Raw genomic sequence first — 18,190 nt, 5'->3', positions numbered from 1 at the left:
GGATATGAAAAACCTAAAGAAGCAAAGACGCATTCAAGTCATAGCGCTCGCGACCGTCGCGCTTGTCTTGTCGACGGCGCTGATCGGGTATGCAATGCGCGACGGGATCAACTTTTTTCGCGCACCAACGCAGATATTGGCCGAACCACCCGCGCCCTCCGAAGTGTTTCGGATTGGCGGTTTGGTTGAAGAGGGCTCAATCGTGCGCGGGCAAGGTAAAACGATCCGCTTTAGCGTGACAGATGGCAACGGTGTTGTCCCGGTCACCTACACCGGTGTGTTGCCTGATCTGTTTGAAGAGAACCAAGGTATGGTCGGCACGGGAAGTTACATCAACGGCGTCTTCGAAGCATCTGAAATACTTGCGAAACATGATGAAACCTACATGCCTGCTGAGGTCGTCGACATGCTGAAAGAACAGGGTGTATACAAAGGTACTGAGGGCTGATTGCGTACGCTGTGGTTAAACGATTTTAATAAATAGCTTTGATCTTTGCGTGGAGAAATCCGGGGCAAAGGTAGCAAGATGCAAACAGTTCGTGAGATCGCAAAGGAAATCGTGCGGCGAGAAGGCGGGTTCGTAAATGACCCCGACGATCCCGGCGGGGCAACAAACTTTGGCGTTACCATTCACACAATGCGCAGGCTCGGGCTTGATCTTGATCATGATGGGTCCGTTACCGAAGCCGACGTGCGGGCGCTAACCGTCGATCAGGCGATCGATATCTTTGAAAAACACTATTTTCAAAAACCACTGATCGCGATGTTGCCGCAGCCAATGCACGCCACCGTTTTCGACATGTATGTGAATGCCGGGTCTAATGCAGTGAAAATTCTGCAGCGTTTGCTGCGCGATATGGGCCACGATCTGGTTGTCGATGGCGCATTGGGGCCCAAGAGCATTGGGGCCGCGCAGGCCGCATTTGCGAATGCGCCGGATCATTTGGTGGATGCCTACGGTATTGCGCGCCGTAATTACTATTTCCGCATCGGAGACCGCCGGTCTGCGAGCCGCAAATTCGCAAAGACACGGGCAGGTGGCAAAGGCGGTTGGATCAAACGCGCGGAAGAGTTCATCTCTGCGCGGTATCACCTGACAGATCAACAGTTTAAGGAAAGGGTCGCAGCATGGGCTTGATCGGAGGATTGCTCAGCATCGTTTTTGGCAATGAGCGTAACGTCGTAAAGGAAACTGTTGAAGTCTTCAGGGCGAATGCCGAAGAAGACGCCGCCCGTGCTCAGGAACTGCGTATTGAGGCGTTGGGCCAATACGGACGTGAGTTTGAAAGTGCGAAAGACTCCGCCTTTAACCGTGTCATGGATGGCGTGAACCGCGTGCCACGCCCTGCACTGGCGCTGGGAACGCTTGGGCTGTTCCTCGCGGCGATGGTTGATCCGATCTGGTTCGCGGCGCGCATGCAGGGCATTGCTCTGGTGCCAGAGCCTTTGTGGTGGTTGCTCGGGGTGATCGTATCTTTTTACTTTGGCGCGCGGCATCAGGTCAAAAGCCAACAATTCCAGCAATCCATCGCCAAAAGCGTGGCTCTTGCCCCGAAAGTCGTCGAAAATATCGGCATGTTGCGGAGCTTGCGGGCCACGACACCCGGGACGGCAGATACCGCAGGGGATGTGCGGTTGAAGGCCGTGGCGCTTCAGCCCGACAGCAATGCAGCCCTTGAAGACTGGCAGAGCACCAGCGCAACCCCCGCGACAAAGTGATCACTTAAACCATCCGATTATCGTTGGATGAACGCTCCCGGCGGCTTATAGTCTGGGTATGATTACAGAACTCGGACACTTCGCCCTCATCCTCGCCTTCATGGTTGCCATCGTACAAACGGTCATTCCTTTGATTGGTGCCCATAAACGATGGCCATCCTGGATGGCCGTTGCGGAACCTGCGGCAAACGCTCAGTTTTTGCTGACGGCGTTTTCATTTGGTGCTCTGATGTGGGCATTTATTGTGTCGGACTTCAGTCTGCATTTGGTGACGCTGAACAGCCACTCGGCCAAACCAATGCTGTACAAAATAAGCGGTACATGGGGCAACCACGAAGGGTCCATGTTGCTCTGGGTGCTGATTGTTGCGCTGTTTGGCGCGATGGCGGCTTGGTTTGGTGGCAACCTGCCGCCGACGCTGAAAGCCCGCGTGCTGAGTGTGCAGGCCGCGATTGGTGTCGCTTTCTTTGCGTTCATCATCTTTACGTCGAACCCGTTCACGCGCCTTGCCGTGCCGCCCTTTGACGGCCAGGATCTCAATCCGCTCCTTCAGGACCCGGGATTGGCCTTCCATCCACCGTTTCTCTATCTGGGCTACGTTGGCCTTAGCATGGCGTTCAGCTTCGCGGTCGCCGCCCTGATTGAAGGGCGTGTCGATGCAGCTTGGGGCCGTTGGGTGCGTCCCTGGACGCTGGCGGCCTGGGTGTTCCTGACAATTGGTATCGCACTTGGTTCTTGGTGGGCCTATTACGAATTGGGTTGGGGCGGTTTCTGGTTCTGGGACCCGGTTGAAAATGCATCCTTCATGCCGTGGTTGCTGGCTGCTGCCTTGCTGCACTCCGCCATCGTGGTGGAAAAGCGCGAAAGCCTCAAAAGTTGGACCATACTGCTGGCCATTCTCGCCTTTGGTTTTTCACTGATTGGTACATTCATTGTCCGCTCGGGTCTTTTGACCTCGGTGCATGCCTTCGCGAATGACCCGGAACGTGGTGTGTTCATCCTGATGATCATGGGCTTTTTTATGGGCGGCGCGTTGATCCTCTTTGCTTTCCGGGCAGGCGCGATGGAGGCGCGGGGCGTTTTTGGTGTCGTCAGCCGTGAAAGCGCGCTCGTTGCGAACAACCTGTTGCTGGCTGTGTCGTGCTTTGTTGTCTTTGTCGGCACCATGTGGCCGCTCGTGGCCGAGATGTTTTTTGACCGCAAGCTCAGCGTGGGGCCGCCGTTCTTCAACATGGCCTTTTCGCCCTTCATGCTTGTCCTTGGCATTCTGCTGCCCATCGGGTCAGCCATGCCTTGGAAGCGGGCGCATATCGCGCGCGCCCTGAAACCGCTGCGCTATGTGTTTGTCCTTGCGTTGGCGATTGGTGGTCTTGCCTATGCGATGCAATCTGGTCGCAGCCTTCTTGGGCCGATTGGTCTCTTCCTCGCGGCTTGGATCGTGATGGGCACGATCATCGATTTCATCCAACGTGCGGGCCGGGGTCCGGAGCGGTGGGCGCGAATCTGGCGACTGCCGCGGGCAGACTGGGGCAAGATGGTTGCTCATGCCGGTGTCGGTATCACGATGATGGGCGTCTGTGGGATCATGGCCTGGCAATACGAAGACATCCGGGTTGCGCAGTTTGGCGAACCCTATGAGGTCGGCCGCTATACCATCACGCTGGATAAGGTCAGCAATTACGAGGGGCCGAATTTCCTGTCTACCACCGGCTATATCACGCTGGCGCAGGATGGTCGCGAAATTGCACAACTGAAACCGGAAAAGCGCATTTATCCGGTGGCACAGATGCCGACGACCGAGGCTGCGATTGATTATGACCTTATCCGTGATGTTTACGTGGTCATCGGTGATGAGCAGGCGAATGGGGGCTGGGCGGTACGGACCTATGTCAAACCGCTCACCAACTGGATATGGATTGGCAGTGGCCTGATGGCACTTGGCGGGCTTCTCAGCCTGTCTGACCGTCGGTTCCGCGTCGCCGCAGGCGCGCGCAACAAGTCGTCCGCGCTACCGGTAGCCGCAGAATGATCCGGGTTCTTCTGATCATACTTCTGCTTTTGCCCGGTTCGCTGCTTGCAGTGCAGCCAGACGAAATACTGGCTGATCCGGTTATGGAAGAGCGCGCGCGCGAGATCTCAAAAGGCTTGCGCTGCCCGGTCTGTCAAAACGAGAGCATCGATGAAAGCCACGCGAATATCGCGCGTGATTTGCGTCTGTTGGTCCGCGACAGGCTGGTGGAAGGGGATAGCGACGCGGAAGTCGTCGACTTCGTGGTCGCGCGCTACGGTGAATTCGTGCTGCTCAAACCGACCATCGGCGGTTCGAACTGGATGCTGTGGGCGGCGGGGCCGTTCATGCTGCTGCTGGCGATGACTGTTGGTTTTTTCTATCTGCGGGGCCGGGATTCTGCACGTGCACCGCAAGAAGACGCTTTAAGCGTTGATGAGGCCGCCCGCCTCAAGGAAATCCTGAAAGAATGACGTTTCGTTTCACTTTCGCATATGGTCAAACGCTATAAAGTCGGACCACATGCGAAGTGAAGGAAGTTTCATGGAATACCAAACGCTGACCTATGCGCTGGACGACGGGGTGGCTGTGATCACTCTGAACCGGCCGGAAAAGATGAACGCCCTCACCACACAGATGCGGGCGGAGCTGACTTACGCCATCACGCAAGCGGGTCGAACGGCGCGGGTCGTGGTGCTGACAGGTGCCGGCTCGGCGTTTTGTTCCGGGCAAGACCTTGGGGACAGACCGGGTGCCGCCAACCTTGATCTTGAACGGACGTTGCGCGATGAATACGCCCCTCTGATACGCGCGATTGTCGGATGCCCCGTGCCAACCATTGCAGCGGTCAACGGCGCAGCAGCAGGTGCAGGCGCAAACCTTGCCCTTGCCGCGGACGTAGTTATTGCAACGGAAAGCGCGTTTTTCATGCAGGCATTTTCGCGTATCGGTCTGATCCCGGATGCGGGCGGAACCTATACTTTGCCGCGTACCATGGGGGCCGCAAAGGCGATGGGGGCCGCGCTTTTTGCCGACCGGATCACAGCGCGACAGGCCGATGAATGGGGCATGATCTGGGAGGCTGTGGCGGACGATCAGTTCGATGCCCATTGGAAAGCGCGTGCAACGCATCTGGCTGAAGGACCAACCGCAACCTATGCGGCCATCAAGTCGGTTTTGCGCGGCAGCTGGGACAATGGCTTCGAGGACCAACTGACGTTGGAGGCACGCCAACAGGGCGCCTGCGGAAAAACGCGGGACTTCAAGGAAGGTGTTTTGGCGTTTACCGAGAAACGCGCCGCGCGTTTCGAGGGGCGGTAACGGCGTCAGCGCGGCGCGGTATAGCGCGCAATCAGAACAACGTCTTCCTTGTGTAGTTCGGGTTCGTTTGCACCCGCCACGATCGCCACGGCAACGCCGTCTGCCAATACCGTCTGCACAGGCCATGCGCTGCGCGAAATCGTAATTTCTGGCGGCTTGTCGACATGATCGTAGTAAACGGCAATCTGGCCATGATCTGCGCCGTGCTCTGTCTCGATGACAGCGCCTTCAGGCCCGGGCGGGGGCGTCAGATTAAAGTGGAGGTGGCGTGCTTGCTGCTCTGCTGATGTGTAAACCTGATCGCGGCATCTTTGTATTCCCACCACGTTTCCTTCGCGATTTTTCTACTGCTCTCGTCCGTGCGCATGCGCGCTCAGTGCCGACAAGATAGAGCCGTCAGAGGGGTGGCGTCAATTTTATGGAAACATTGTGACAAGTGTCGAAACAATACCACAAAAGTGCCATATTCAACTGCTGTTGGCGTGAACAGTTAAGTTAATTTGCATGGGCTTTAACGATTCATACAGGCTTCGATTCGCCCGTCGGTTGATAGAAAACGGGCTGGAACGCATCACGTTTCAGCCCGTTTTCCTTCGCTGACTTCGAAACCGTCAGCGCGTTTCGATATCGGAGTAATCGCGGGTCACTTCACCAAGATAGAGCTGGCGCGGGCGACCGATCTTGTGCTGTGGATCGCTAAGCTGTTCTTTCCACTGAGAAATCCAGCCTACTGTCCGCGCCACGGCAAAGATTGGCGTGAACATTGACGTGGGGAAACCCATCGCCTCCAGAATGATGCCTGAGTAGAAATCAACATTCGGGAAGAGCTTCTTGTCGGAGAAATACGGATCGGCCAGTGCTGCCGCTTCCAATTCTTTGGCGACCTGCAGCACGGGGTTGTTCTCAACGCCGAGCAATTCCAGCACTTCATCGGCGCTTTGCTTCATCACCGTGGCGCGTGGATCGTGGTTTTTGTACACGCGGTGGCCAAAACCCATCAGGCGGTAGGGGTCGTTTTTGTCCTTAGCCCGCGCGATAAACTCCGGGATGCGGTCCGGTGTGCCGATCTCCTTGAGCATCTCCAGACAGGCTTGGTTGGCCCCGCCATGTGCAGGCCCCCAAAGGCAAGCAATCCCGGCGGCGATACAGGCGAAGGGATTGGCACCAGAGGAGGAGGCCAGCCGGACCGTAGAGGTCGAGGCGTTCTGCTCATGATCCGCATGGAGCGTAAAGATACGGTCCATGGCACGGCTCAGGATCGGATTAACCTCATAATCCTCCGCAGGCACAGCGAAACACATACGCAGGAAGTTCGATGCGTAATCAAGATCATTGCGCGGATAGATAAAGGGTTGCCCGATGGAATACTTGTAAGCCCATGACGCAATCGTCGGCATTTTGGCAATCAGGCGGTGGCTGGCGATCTCGCGCTGGTCTGCGTCGGAAATATCGGTGCTGTCATGATAGAAGGCAGACATCGCGCCCACTACGCCGACCATAATGGCCATTGGATGCGCGTCGCGGCGGAACCCTCGAAAGAAGTTCTGCATCTGCTCGTGCAGCATCGTGTGATGCGTGATCAGCCCTTCGAACTTCTCCAGTTCAGCGGCAGACGGCAGTTCGCCGTAGAGCAGCAGATAACAGACCTCAAGATAGTGCGACTTGCCCGCCAGTTGATCAATCGGATAGCCGCGGTGCAACAACTCGCCCTTGCCCCCGTCGATAAAGGTGATCGTGCTGTCACAGCTTGCGGTCGACGTGAACCCCGGATCATACGTGAAAACGCCTGCCTGCGCATAGAGCTTGCCAATATCGATCACGTCCGGCCCGGCGGTTGGGCTATAGATGGGCAGTTCGATTTCTTTGCCATCGATGGTCAGTGTCGCTGATTTTGTGCTTTCGGCCATAGGTGGTCCTTCCATTCATCATTGCAGGTCGCACTCTGCGCCCCGGTGCCTGATGCCTTAGGATCAGGCGCTTCTATGCGCTTCTGAAATTGTACCGCAGGGGCCGTCAATCAGCAGCATCGTTCAGCCGTGCGCAGGTCTCTTCCGGACCCAAAACCAGCATCATATCAAATACAGAAGGCGTAACAGATTTCCCGGCCAGGGCAGCGCGCAAAGGACCGGCGAGTTTACCAAACTTGGTATCCTTGCTGTGAGCAAACGCGTTTAAAGTCGCCTCTAGATTTTCTCGGTCCCAGCTAGCATTTTGCAACTGCGGCGTCAATTCCCTCAGTATACCACGGGATACATCATCCAGCGATTTCGCCGCTTTCTCATCTGGTGTTATCGGGCGTTCAGTCAAAGCAAAGTGAGCTTTTTCAAAGAGTTCTGGAAAGGTCTTCGCGCGTTCTTTGACGCAGTACATGGCCGTTTCAAACATGTGTGATTGTGACGCGGTCAGTGCGGGCTGGCCGGAGACGACCCGGAAAGCCTCCGCTTCTTGCCGCAGCGCGGCATCATCCGCGCAGGCGATGTGCTGCCCACACAGGTTTTCGAGCTTTTTGGTGTCAAATCGTGCGGGGCTTTTACCGATTCCGCTGAGATCAAACCATTCCTTGGCCTGCGCATCTGTGAAAAACTCATCGTCTCCGTGACTCCACCCCAATCGCGCCAAATAATTGCGCATGCCGGCAGCAGGGTAGCCCATGACCTGATATTCCTGCGCACCAAGTGCGCCGTGCCGCTTGGAAAGTTTCTTGCCATCCGGACCGTGGATCAGCGGGATATGCGCCCAGACCGGCACATCCCAGCCAAGGGCATTGTAAATCATCATCTGCCGCGCTGCATTATTGAGGTGGTCGTCGCCGCGGATCACATGCGTCACACCCATATCATGATCATCGACAACGACCGCCAGCATGTAGACAGGCGTGCCATCGGACCGCAACAGCACCATGTCGTCCAATTGGTCATTGCGGATGTTAACATCCCCCTGCACCTGATCATGGATGATGGTCTCGCCATTCTGTGGTGCTTTGATCCGGACGACATAGGGTGCATCCGGATGCTCGTCCGGCGCGACGTCCCGCCAGGGCGAGCGATATAGCGTACTACGGCCTTCGGCGCGCGCCGCTTCCCGAAAGGCGCTGATTTCCTCTTGCGTGGCAAAGCATTTATACGCTTTGCCCGCAGCCAGCAGGTCCATGGCCACGGCGGCATGGCGTTCCGCGTTGTCAAATTGGCTCACAATTTCACCATCATGGTCCAGACCAAGCCATGCCATCCCGTCCAGAATGGCCTGCGTGGCCTCGGGCGTTGAGCGGGCGCGGTCGGTATCCTCAATACGCAGCAGAAACTTCCCACCCCTGCCGCGTGCATAGAGCCAATTGAACAGGGCCGTGCGCGCCCCGCCAATGTGTAAAAAACCAGTCGGGGAGGGCGCGAAACGAGTAACAACGGGCGCAGTCATGCTTGCGTTTACCTTTCAGTAACCATGGGGAGCGTATTTCTAGCCTCGTGTCTATCTAGTGCAGTGAACGGGGGCAAGACGGTGCTGCTTGCACGCATCAGATCACAATTGCTGCATCAGCGCGGGTATCTCTTTGAATGGGCACCGGTTTGTCTGGCCGTGGGCATCGGCCTTTATTTTTCCCTGCGATTTGAACCAGCGCTGGCGCATCTTGCAGCGCTTGCGGGCGGGGCGGTTCTGGTGCTCGTGCTGTCGCGCTTCTTGGGTGAGGCGTTCAGCCCGCTGGCCATTGCGTTGACGCTTGTGGCCACGGGCTTTCTACTCGCCGCGCACCGCGCGCATGATATGTCCGGCCCGGTGATGGGCTGGCGTTACTATGGCCCGATCGAGGGGCGCGTGGTCAACCTTGATCGCAGCGGCTCTGACGCGCTGCGCATTACCCTTGATGAGGTCGCGCTCGAAAACCTGCGCCCCGAACGCACCCCGCTGCGCGTGCGCATCTCGCTGCACGGCGATCAAAGCCATAGCGTGACGCCTGCGCCGGGCATGCGCATCATGACAACGGGGCATTTGTCGCCCCCCGGCGGGCCGGTCGAACCGGGTGGTTTTGACTTTCAACGGCACGCCTGGTTTGCGCAACTCGGCGCGGTTGGCTACACACGCGTGCCCATTCTGGCGATCGCCCCGGCGAGCGAAGGCAACGCGGGGCTTGCGGTTTTTCGCGTGCGCATGGCGGCGGCCGAACACATCCTGAACGTGCTGCCGGGCGATACCGGCGGCTTTGCGGTGGCGGTCACGACGGGCGCGCGATCTGCCATCAGCCAGCAGGCGCTCGATGATCTCAGGGCATCGAATCTTGCGCACTTGCTGGCAATTTCGGGGTTGCACATGGGGCTGCTGACAGCCTTCGTCTTTGGTCTCATCCGAAGCATTCTGGCACTGATCCCGCCGATTGCGCTGCGCTGGCCGACGCGTAAACTCGCGGCGGGTGGCGCGTTGATTGTCGCCAGCGGATACCTCGCCCTGTCAGGTGGCAATGTCGCGACCGAGCGTGCCTTTGTCATGGTCGCCGTGGCGCTCTGTGCCATCATGGTCAACCGGCGCGCAATCAGCCTGCGTTCCGTCGCGATTGCGGCAATCATCGTGCTGGTTCTGCGCCCCGAAGCCTTGCTGGGGCCGGGTTTCCAGATGTCATTCGCCGCGACCACGGCGCTGGTGGCCGTTTTTGGTTTCATGCGGGATTACAAGATCATGATCGGGCCGAAATGGGTGCAGCCGGTCGTGGCGGTTCTGCTGGCATCGGGCATTTCAGGACTGGCCACAGCGCCCGTTGGCGCGGCGCATTTCAACACGATTTCACACTATGGGTTGATCGCGAACCTGCTGTCCGTCCCGGTGATGGGCAGCGTCGTGGTCCCGGCGGCGGTTCTGGCACTGTGCCTTGCACCGCTTGGATTGGATTGGCTGGGCCTGTGGATCATGGGCGTTGGGCTACGCTGGATCTTGGAAGTCGGCGCTTTCGTGGCGGCGCTTGATGGCGCGCGCTCATATGTTGCTGGTCCCGGAGCCGTCGTGCTGCCGATGATCGCGCTGGGGTTCTTGTGGCTGGTTCTGTGGCAGGGACGCGCCCGGCTGATCGGTGTCGTCCCGGTGATCCTCGCCTTTTTGCTCTGGCAGGGGACCGTGCGTCCGATGGGCCTGATCGCGGAAAACGGCACCCTTGTCGGTGTCATGACCGAAAACGGCCGCGCGCTCAGCAAACCAAAGGGGGCAGGGTTCATTGCGCGCAACTGGCTGGAAAACGATGGCGATGCGACTGGGCAGGTGGATGCCGCCGGGCGTTGGAATTCCGGCGCGGCGGGCCTGTTGCCGGACGGGGGTAAGTTAATGCACCTTTCAGGCAAACGGGCCGCAGCCGCATTTGAGGGATGTGGCAAACAGGATATCCTCGTCAGCTCAGTTGAATTAGGCCCATCCTCGTTCGATTGTGATGTGTTTGACCCCATACGCCTGCGCAGTGTCGGAGCCGTCGCCATCCACCATGACAAGGCCGGTTTGCGCCTTGTCTCGGTTCGGGATGTCACGGGCACGCGCCTCTGGACCAGATGGCGCGCACCCAAGGAGCGTAATCAGTAGGTGCGGATCAGACCGACCAGTTTACCCTGCACTTTTACTTTGTCTTCGGTAAATACGCGCGTCTCATAGGCCGGGTTGGCGGCTTCGAGCGCAATAGAACTGCCCCGGCGCATATAACGTTTCAGCGTCGCCTCGTGGTCCTCGATCAGGGCCACAACAATGTCGCCGTTATCGGCTGCGGAGGTTTCGCGAATAACCACCACATCGCCGTCATTGATCCCGGCGTCGATCATCGAATCGCCTTTGACCTCAAGCGCATAGTGATCGCCCTTGCCCGAAAGCATCTGGCCCGGAACGGCCACGCTGGCGGAATTCTGGTTGATCGCCTCAATCGGTAAACCGGCTGCAATGCGACCCACCAGCGGCAGGGACACCGCGTCTGCGCTGCTTACGGCCTGCGCACCTGCGGGCAGTGGCGCATCGGGTTTGTCGCCTTCGATCACCCGTGGGGTAAATCTGCCTTGCGCCGCTCCGCCCAAGGCTTCGGGCAGTTTCACGATCTCAATCGCGCGGGCACGGTGGGCGAGGCGGCGGATAAAGCCGCGTTCTTCAAGGGCGGTGATCAACCGGTGAATGCCGGATTTGGACCGCAGGTCCAGCGCCTCTTTCATTTCGTCAAAACTTGGGGGAACGCCGTCCCGCTGCACGCGTTTGTGAATGAATTCCAGCAAATCCAACTGCTTCTTGGTGAGCATCTTCTTTGGTCCTCCGAGGCCTGATTTGCTTTTGTTCTATTCATGTTCCTGTTTTGTGTCAACAAAACCTTTACAGATCGATGTACTCCACAAGAGCACCTATTGGCTGCGCTGGCGCATGCGGGGGCCTGACCAACAAGGCATCCGCGCTCGACAGAATGCTCAATAAGGAGCTGTCCTGCCGGTCAAATGCGATCAACCCTTCGGCAGTTATGCAGGCGCGCATATAATGCTCGCGTGGCCCGTTGGGCGAAAGCGCTTGTGCAAGCTGCATGCGGCGTCGCGGGGCCGCTGCACGACCCAGCCCTAGCATGGCGCGCAGAAGGGGTACGACAAAGATCGTGCCGCACACCATCGCTGACACCGGGTTTCCGGGCAAACCAACCATCGCCGCCGCGCCAAGCCGTCCGGCCATCAGCGGTTTACCGGGGCGCATGGCCACTTTGTAAAAGGCGCGTTCCATGCCCATTTTCTCCGCCACCGGCGCGACCAGATCGTGATCGCCGACAGACGCGCCGCCAATGGTGATGATCAGATCAGCGGATGCAGCAAGCTCAAGGACTGCCGTCAGGCTTTCCTCAGTGTCTCGCGCAATTGGCAGCAGGCGGCACGTCGCACCATGTTTTTCCAGCAAAGCGGCCAGCCCATAGCTGTTTGAGGCGATGATCTGATCCGGGCCGGGGTCCTCGCCGGGGGCGACCAATTCATCGCCCGTCGCAACGATCGCCACCGTGGGCGCGCGCGCCACCGGCACCTCGGCGATGTTCATCGACGCGAGCAATGCAATGTCGGAGGGGGACAGCACACGCGGCGCCTTAAGCGCGTCGCCGGTTTTGAAATCACCGCCCGCAGGTCGGATGTTGGATTTCGCCTCCACCTTGTGGCCCAGCGTGATCAGATCGCCGCGCCGGGTCACATCCTCTTGCAGGACGACCTGATCTGCCCCTTCGGGAACGGGCGCACCAGTAAAAATGCGCGTACATTGGCCGGGTCCGATGCGACCATCAAACGCATGTCCCGCCGCCGCTTCACCGATGACCTTGAACATGGCGTCCGGTTCAACTTCAGTCGCGCGCAGGGCATAGCCATCCATGGCGGAGGCGGCAAACGGAGGCTGCGTGCGCGCCGCGACGGCGTCCTTGGCCAGCACCCTGCCAGCGGCGTTGCGCAGCGGTACGATCTCGCTGTCGACCTCTTCCACCAGCGCGAACAACTGCTCCAGCGCTTCAGCGACAGAGATCATGGTGCCTCGTATCGGCCGGATTTGCCGCCATCTTTCAAAACGACATGCAGACCACCGATCTCCATGCCCTTATCAACCGCCTTGCACATGTCATAGACGGTGAGGGCGGCGATATTGGCGGCGGTTAGCGCCTCCATCTCGACGCCGGTCTGTCCCGTTGTTTTGACGGTAGCCTCAATCTGCACGCCCGGCAATTGCGCATCAGGCGTAAGCTCCACGGCAACCTTGGTGATCGGCAGCGGATGGCACAGGGGGATCAGGTCAGATGTCCGTTTGGCCGCCATGATCCCTGCCAAACGCGCGACCCCAAGCACATCGCCTTTCTTTGCGCGTCCTTCTGTAATAATATCATGGGTTTCCGGCTTCATCTTAATGTAGCAAGATGCCACTGCAATGCGATCTGTGACTGCCTTATCCCCGACATCCACCATTTGGGCATCGCCCTTCCCATCAAAATGGGTCAGCTTGCCGGTCACGCTACATTCCCCCCGCCATTGCGGGTCTTTCGAGCAGCTTTTTCGTTGCCAGCGCAACATCATCCTGCCGCATCAGGCTTTCCCCAATCAGGAAGATACGCGCGCCATAACGTGCGATATCGGCCAGCTCTTCGGGCGTGTTCAGCCCAGACTCAGACACGATCAACCGGTCGGCCGGAACTGATTTCGACAACTGCCGCGTTGTGTCCAGAGAGGTTTCAAAGGTCTTGAGATCGCGGTTGTTGATGCCCATCAACCGGCTTTTCAGAAAGCTCGCGCGTTCGAGCTCTTCGGCGTCGTGCACCTCAAGCAGGCAATCCATGCCCCATTCCGATGCGGCATCCTCAAGTTCCTGCGCCTGCGCATCGCTGACGGAAGCAAGGATGATCAAAATGCAATCTGCACCCAGACTGCGCGCTTCGGCCACCTGATAAGGGTCATACATGAAATCCTTGCGCAGCACCGGCAAATCGCAAGCCGCACGCGCCGCCACAAGATATTCCTTGGCCCCTTGAAAACTGGGCGTATCCGTCAGAACGGACAAACAGGTTGCCCCGCCTTCTGCATATGCAGCCGCGAGCACGGCGGGATCAAAATCAGCCCGGATCAGTCCCTTGGAGGGGCTGGCCTTTTTGATCTCGGCGATCAATCCATAGCCTTCGGTCGAGGCCCGAAAAAGAGCCTCGGCAAAGGGTCTGACAGGGCTGGCCGCGCGGGCCATGGCCTCCACGGCTTCAAGCGGTGTTTCGGCCTTGTCACTGGCGATCTCTTCGAGTTTGTAGGCTTTGATCTTATCAAGGATGGACTGGGTCATGGTGCCTCCGGCGGATTGCTCCAGTTTATGGCCTGATGGCCCTGCGCCTGCAACCAGTCATTCACGCGACTGAAGGGGCGTGAGCCGAAAAAGCCACGCCGCGCAGACAGGGGCGAAGGATGCGCGGTCTCTAGCTTCAGATGACGGATCGGATCAACATCGCGCGCCGCTTTTTGCGCATGCGCTCCCCACAGCAGAAAAGCGCGCGGCTGATCATCAAGATGTGCGAGCACCTGTTGCGTCAGGACATGCCATCCGATCTTTGCATGTGACCCGGCATCATGGGCGCGGACGCTCAGCGCCGTGTTCAAAAGCAAAACGCCCTGATCGGCCCAAAACCTCAGATCGGCATGCGGGGGCGCGGCACCGAGGTCCGCTTCCATCTCTTTGAAGATGTTGGACAGCGATCTGGGCAAGGGGCGTGTTTGGGCGCTGGCGGAAAAGGCAAACCCATGGGCGTGACCGGGTGTCGGATAGGGGTCCTGACCAAGGATCACGACGCGCGTTTGCTGCGGCTGGGTGCGCGCAAAAGCGGCAAAGATGTCATCTGCAGGCGGTAATACCGGCGCGGTCTCATTCTTGAGAACGTCGCATATGTCCGGCCATGTATCTGCAAAAAAGGGCAGCGCGCGCCATGCCCCCAGTCTCTTCAAGGAACGCTCGCTCACGCGGCTTGCGTGATCTTTGCGACGGCCTTGATCTTTTGCGCCGCGGCACCGCTGTCGATAGATGTCGCGGCCATTTCAACACCGTCTTTCAGGTTGTTTGCCACGTCAGCCACTACCAGTGCCGCAGCTGCATTCAGCAAGACCGCATCGCGATACGCGGATGCTTTTCCTGCAAGCAGTGCTTTGAAATCCGCTGCATTTTCTGCGGGCGTTCCGCCAACAATAGCTTCGAACGGATGGACGGGCAGGCCAGCATCCTCCGGGTGAACTTCCATCTCTGTCACGGTGCCATCCAGACCGAGTGCCGCAACCCAGCTCACGCCTGTAATGGTCAACTCATCGGTCCCATCGGATCCATGCACCAGCCACGCCTTGTCCGATCCCAACTCTCCGAGCGTCTGCGCCATGGGGCGGATCAGATCGCGTGAAAAGGCACCCGTCAGCTGGCGTTTGACACCTGCGGGGTTTGTCAGCGGACCAAGGATGTTAAAGATGGTGCGGGTGCCAAGTTCGGCGCGCGTCGGCATCACATGTGCGATGGCCGGGTGATGCATGGGGGCCATCATGAAACCGATGCCAGCCTCGGCCAGCGCTTTTTCAACGACATCCGGGCCGACCATGACGTTCAGGCCCATCTGGGTCAATGCATCCGCCGCACCGGATTTGGAACTGAGGTTGCGATTGCCATGTTTGGCCACCACGACGCCCGCGCCTGCCACGACAAAGGCCGTTGCAGTAGAAATATTGAGGGTTCCCTTGCCATCACCGCCCGTGCCGACGATGTCCATAGCTCCATCAGGGGCTTTGACCGCGTGGCATTTTGCGCGCATCACGGAGGCCGCAGCTGCGTATTCGGCAACGGTTTCGCCACGCGTGCGCAGCGCCATCAGAAACCCGCCAATCTGGCTGGGTGTTGCTTCGCCCTCGAACAGGATCTTGAAGGCTTCTTCCGCTTCGCTGCGGCTCAGGGCCCGGTCCGCCGCAGCCCCGATCAACGGTTTCAATGCATCGCTCATGCTGGAACCTTCATGTCACTCAAAAAGTTCTGCAACAGCGCATGCCCGTGTTCGGACCGTATGGATTCGGGGTGAAACTGCACGCCGTGAATGGGCAGTTCGCGATGTTGCAGCCCCATGATCGTGCCATCGCTGAGCGCTGCCGTTACCATCAGGCTGTCGGGCAGGCTGTCTTTCTCAACGACCAGCGAATGATACCGGGTCGCAGCAAAAGGGGTCGGCAGCCCCTGAAATAGACCCTTGCCGGTGTGCTTGATTTCACCCAGTTTGCCATGCACGATTTCGTCGGCGCGCACGACCTTGCCGCCAAAGGCCTGCCCGATGGTCTGATGCCCCAGACAAACACCCATGAGCGGCGTTTTTGTTTCGGCGGCTGCAAGCGTCAAGGCGAGACAGATTCCCGCCTGATCCGGGTCGCAAGGACCGGGCGATAAGAGGATTCCCGCCGGATTCATCGCCATTGCGTCCTGAACAGTCAGCGCATCGTTGCGCCTGATCTCGACATCGGCGCCTAAACTGCCCAAATAGTGCAACAAATTGTAGGTAAAACTGTCGTAGTTGTCGATCAGCAGCAACATGGTCAAAACTTTGCAATCAGGGCTGGAGACCTCGGCCTCGCGCGCGGTATATGTCGGGCATACTTGTTCAGGGTTGGCTGGCTGCGTCAAGAGGCAGCGACAGGGCCGATGACTGAGATGACCGCTTTGGCCGGCCAATGAGCTGGATCAGAGCGCGTTTAGCAAAGAGGGTGGGCACAGATTGGCCAGAGGGTTTATCAAGGGCGTGGTGTCGGGGGCTGGTGTGAGCCTTGGTGCGGTGGCGGTGCTTTCCATCATGAGCGACTTGCCGGGAACGGTGTCGCAGCAGGATGCAGGTGTGGCAGGCGGCCCAAGTGTAACGCCCGAGGTGATCGCGCCGCAATCAGGCACCACCACGACAGCTGCGACCGGATTGATACCGCCCGATCTTGAAGGGCCGACGCCGGATACATTGACGGGGCTGCTGCCAGATATGATGGCCCCTGCGGCTGTGCCACAAACCGGGTCTATTGCGGATATGCAAGCGGCACAGGCCCCGGATGCCTTGTCCGAAACGGGCATTCAACCGCCCCGGACCGCGACACCCCGAACGGCATTGGGGCAGGGCGGTTCCTTGCAGGCCCCCTTGGCAGAAACGGGTGTTTCGGTGAGCACCGACCCCGCGCCACAATCGAGCGTGGCACAAGGGGAACCCGCGCGCGCGCCGCAAGATACGGCAGCGGCGGATGTTCGCGATCAGGCGCCCGACGTCACGACAGATATTATTGCGTTGGAGGCACCTGTGCTGGTCGGGCCGCAGGGGACGATTTCCAGTGATCCTGCCCAGCCGCCGATCCCGGATATCCCGCACACATCCGGGGCCTTTGGACCGGATGCCGGGCTTGAACGTGACGCGAAAGAATCGGACGCGGCCGCGGCCGTCCCCCAGCCAACCCCTGCCAATACGTCCCAAAAGAGTGCGCAACAGCCGCCAGAGGTCGCGCCCGCGCCGACCCAGCCCGCCCAGACAGCCGTGGTTTCAAACGCGCCTGATCTGGTCAGCCCGCAGGCGGATCACAGTGTCGATACAACGGGTGCCGAGGGTTTGCAAAAACCGGAACCGCAACGCCGCGCGACGCTGCCGGGCGATAGTGCGGACGCTCAGGTGGACGCAGATCAGTCAGTTGAGGCACCCGCGCGCGTCGCTCTCCCTGAAAACACTGTGGCAGTGCCGCTATCAATTAAACCTGTCCCAATGCCCTCCAATGTGCAGCCGTTGGAGGGTGTGGCACTGGCGGACAGTGCTGCGATGGTGTCCGAGACACCCGCGCCACCAGCCAAAGCGCGCTCCGGACAAGATGTTCGTGTGAACCAGTTGCCCTCTCTCGGGGCGGCACCACAGGAGGTGGAGACAAAGACCCCTGACGGGACTGCGCCGGAACCGGAAACAATAGCACCCGAAGCAGCGCTGACACCCTTTGAGATGTTCGCCACGGATTTTGAGAACCCGGATGCGAAACCGCTGATGGCGGTCGTCCTGATGGACACAGGGTCTGATCTGACGTCTGGCGCGGCGGGACTTGCCGCTTTGAAGCAGCTGCCCTTTCCTGTCAGTTTTGCAGTGGATGCGCTGCGCCCGGATGCGGCAGCACGTATGAAGGCCTTTCGCGAGGCTGGTTTCGAAGTGCTTGCAGCTGTGAACCTGCCGTCCGGGGCAACCGCTGCGGATGCCGAGGTAAACCTCTCGGTGGCATTACAAACCCTGCCGGAGGTGCTGGGTGTTCTGGAAGGGGTAGACACCGGCGTGCAGACGACTGTGGATGCCGGGCGGCAGGTGGCTCGGATCCTCGCCCAGACGGGACATGGATTTGTTACACAGAACCGGGGCCTCAACACGGTACAGAAACTTGCGGCCCGCGAAGGTGTGCCTTCGGGCGTCGTTTTTCGTGACTTTGATGCGGAAGATCAGAGTGCCTTGTTGATACGGCGTTTTCTGGATCAGGCCGCTTTTCGGGCGGCACAGGAGGGTGAGGTTATCATGCTGGGCCGTATGAGAGAAGAAACGCTGGCCGCTCTGATGAAGTGGACACTGCAAGACCGGGCGTCGACCGTAGCCATGGCCCCTGTGTCGGCTGTGTTGGCGATCAGGTAAACAGAGCCATG

General features: G+C 59.0%; 18 protein-coding genes. 8 read left to right on the top strand and 10 right to left on the bottom strand.

The genetic code is table 11. The annotated features are described in order from the left end of the window. Nucleotides 1-4: 4 nt before the first annotated feature. The 6 genes from ccmE (at nt 5) to RLO149_RS11845 (ending at nt 5,047) form a co-directional block, all read left to right on the top strand. Nucleotides 5-448, top strand: a complete 444-nt coding sequence (gene ccmE / locus RLO149_RS11870) for a cytochrome c maturation protein CcmE (RefSeq protein WP_013962337.1) — start codon at nt 5-7, stop codon at nt 446-448. Between the two features lie 78 nt (nt 449-526). Continuing rightward, nucleotides 527-1,138 (top strand): holin-associated N-acetylmuramidase, encoded by a 612-nt coding sequence (locus RLO149_RS11865; RefSeq protein ID WP_013962336.1) that lies wholly within the window; start codon nt 527-529, stop codon nt 1,136-1,138. Then, nucleotides 1,129-1,719: a holin family protein gene (locus tag RLO149_RS11860; RefSeq protein WP_013962335.1), complete on the top strand. Its 591-nt coding sequence runs from the start codon at nt 1,129-1,131 to the stop codon at nt 1,717-1,719. The genes RLO149_RS11865 and RLO149_RS11860 overlap by 10 nt, the downstream gene beginning before the upstream one ends. Nucleotides 1,720-1,777: 58 nt before the next feature. After that, the gene (locus RLO149_RS11855) at nt 1,778-3,748 is read left to right on the top strand and encodes a heme lyase CcmF/NrfE family subunit (RefSeq protein WP_013962334.1); all 1,971 of its coding nucleotides are present in this window, start codon (nt 1,778-1,780) and stop codon (nt 3,746-3,748) included. Further along, nucleotides 3,745-4,200, top strand: coding sequence for a cytochrome c-type biogenesis protein (locus RLO149_RS11850; RefSeq protein WP_013962333.1), 456 nt, complete (start codon nt 3,745-3,747; stop codon nt 4,198-4,200). The genes RLO149_RS11855 and RLO149_RS11850 overlap by 4 nt, the downstream gene beginning before the upstream one ends. Before the next feature lie 70 nt (nt 4,201-4,270). Beyond that, nucleotides 4,271-5,047, top strand: a complete 777-nt coding sequence (locus tag RLO149_RS11845) for an enoyl-CoA hydratase-related protein (RefSeq protein WP_013962332.1) — start codon at nt 4,271-4,273, stop codon at nt 5,045-5,047. A 5-nt stretch (nt 5,048-5,052) separates the two neighbouring features. Here the strand turns inward: RLO149_RS11845 and RLO149_RS11840 are convergent, their stop codons facing one another. From RLO149_RS11840 to gltX, 3 genes are all read right to left on the bottom strand, one after another. After that, nucleotides 5,053-5,370, bottom strand: a complete 318-nt coding sequence (locus RLO149_RS11840) for a hypothetical protein (protein ID WP_013962331.1) — start codon at nt 5,368-5,370, stop codon at nt 5,053-5,055. A gap of 288 nt (nt 5,371-5,658) precedes the next feature. Then, on the bottom strand, nt 5,659-6,954 hold the full coding sequence (gltA, locus tag RLO149_RS11835; RefSeq protein ID WP_013962330.1) for a citrate synthase: 1,296 nt from the start codon (nt 6,952-6,954) through the stop codon (nt 5,659-5,661). Between the two features lie 106 nt (nt 6,955-7,060). After that, nucleotides 7,061-8,461, bottom strand: coding sequence for a glutamate--tRNA ligase (gene gltX / locus RLO149_RS11830; RefSeq protein ID WP_013962329.1), 1,401 nt, complete (start codon nt 8,459-8,461; stop codon nt 7,061-7,063). Between the two features lie 24 nt (nt 8,462-8,485). Between gltX and RLO149_RS11825 the strand changes: the two genes are divergently transcribed. After that, entirely contained in the window at nt 8,486-10,597 is a 2,112-nt protein-coding gene (locus RLO149_RS11825) for a ComEC/Rec2 family competence protein (protein WP_013962328.1), read from the top strand. Here RLO149_RS11825 and lexA read toward each other — a convergent pair. The 7 genes from lexA to RLO149_RS11790 all read right to left on the bottom strand — a co-directional run bounded on the left by lexA (nt 10,591) and on the right by RLO149_RS11790 (nt 16,087). Further along, on the bottom strand, nt 10,591-11,292 hold the full coding sequence (gene lexA / locus RLO149_RS11820) for a transcriptional repressor LexA (RefSeq protein WP_013962327.1): 702 nt from the start codon (nt 11,290-11,292) through the stop codon (nt 10,591-10,593). The two genes, RLO149_RS11825 and lexA, sit on opposite strands and share 7 nt — an antisense overlap. 70 nt (nt 11,293-11,362) lie before the next feature. Further along, nucleotides 11,363-12,535 (bottom strand): molybdopterin molybdotransferase MoeA, encoded by a 1,173-nt coding sequence (locus tag RLO149_RS11815; protein ID WP_013962326.1) that lies wholly within the window; start codon nt 12,533-12,535, stop codon nt 11,363-11,365. Further along, nucleotides 12,532-13,011 (bottom strand): cyclic pyranopterin monophosphate synthase MoaC, encoded by a 480-nt coding sequence (gene moaC / locus RLO149_RS11810; protein ID WP_013962325.1) that lies wholly within the window; start codon nt 13,009-13,011, stop codon nt 12,532-12,534. Before moaC ends, RLO149_RS11815 begins: the two co-directional genes overlap by 4 nt. A 1-nt stretch (nt 13,012) precedes the next feature. After that, nucleotides 13,013-13,825 (bottom strand): indole-3-glycerol phosphate synthase TrpC, encoded by an 813-nt coding sequence (gene trpC / locus RLO149_RS11805; RefSeq protein WP_013962324.1) that lies wholly within the window; start codon nt 13,823-13,825, stop codon nt 13,013-13,015. Next, nucleotides 13,822-14,493 (bottom strand): uracil-DNA glycosylase, encoded by a 672-nt coding sequence (locus RLO149_RS11800; RefSeq protein WP_044025327.1) that lies wholly within the window; start codon nt 14,491-14,493, stop codon nt 13,822-13,824. The genes trpC and RLO149_RS11800 overlap by 4 nt, the downstream gene beginning before the upstream one ends. Beyond that, nucleotides 14,490-15,509 (bottom strand): anthranilate phosphoribosyltransferase, encoded by a 1,020-nt coding sequence (trpD, locus tag RLO149_RS11795; RefSeq protein WP_013962322.1) that lies wholly within the window; start codon nt 15,507-15,509, stop codon nt 14,490-14,492. Before trpD ends, RLO149_RS11800 begins: the two co-directional genes overlap by 4 nt. After that, nucleotides 15,506-16,087 (bottom strand): anthranilate synthase component II, encoded by a 582-nt coding sequence (locus tag RLO149_RS11790; protein ID WP_013962321.1) that lies wholly within the window; start codon nt 16,085-16,087, stop codon nt 15,506-15,508. Before RLO149_RS11790 ends, trpD begins: the two co-directional genes overlap by 4 nt. 181 nt (nt 16,088-16,268) lie before the next feature. Here RLO149_RS11790 and RLO149_RS11785 point away from each other — a divergent pair, with 181 nt between their 5' ends. Next, entirely contained in the window at nt 16,269-18,179 is a 1,911-nt protein-coding gene (locus tag RLO149_RS11785; protein WP_013962320.1) for a divergent polysaccharide deacetylase family protein, read from the top strand. Nucleotides 18,180-18,190 lie beyond the last annotated feature (11 nt).

Source organism: Roseobacter litoralis Och 149, from assembly GCF_000154785.2.
Classification (GTDB): Bacteria; Pseudomonadota; Alphaproteobacteria; order Rhodobacterales; family Rhodobacteraceae; genus Roseobacter; species Roseobacter litoralis.
Note: the sequence above shows the minus strand (reverse complement) of the source record. Positions and strands in the feature narration are given on the sequence as shown.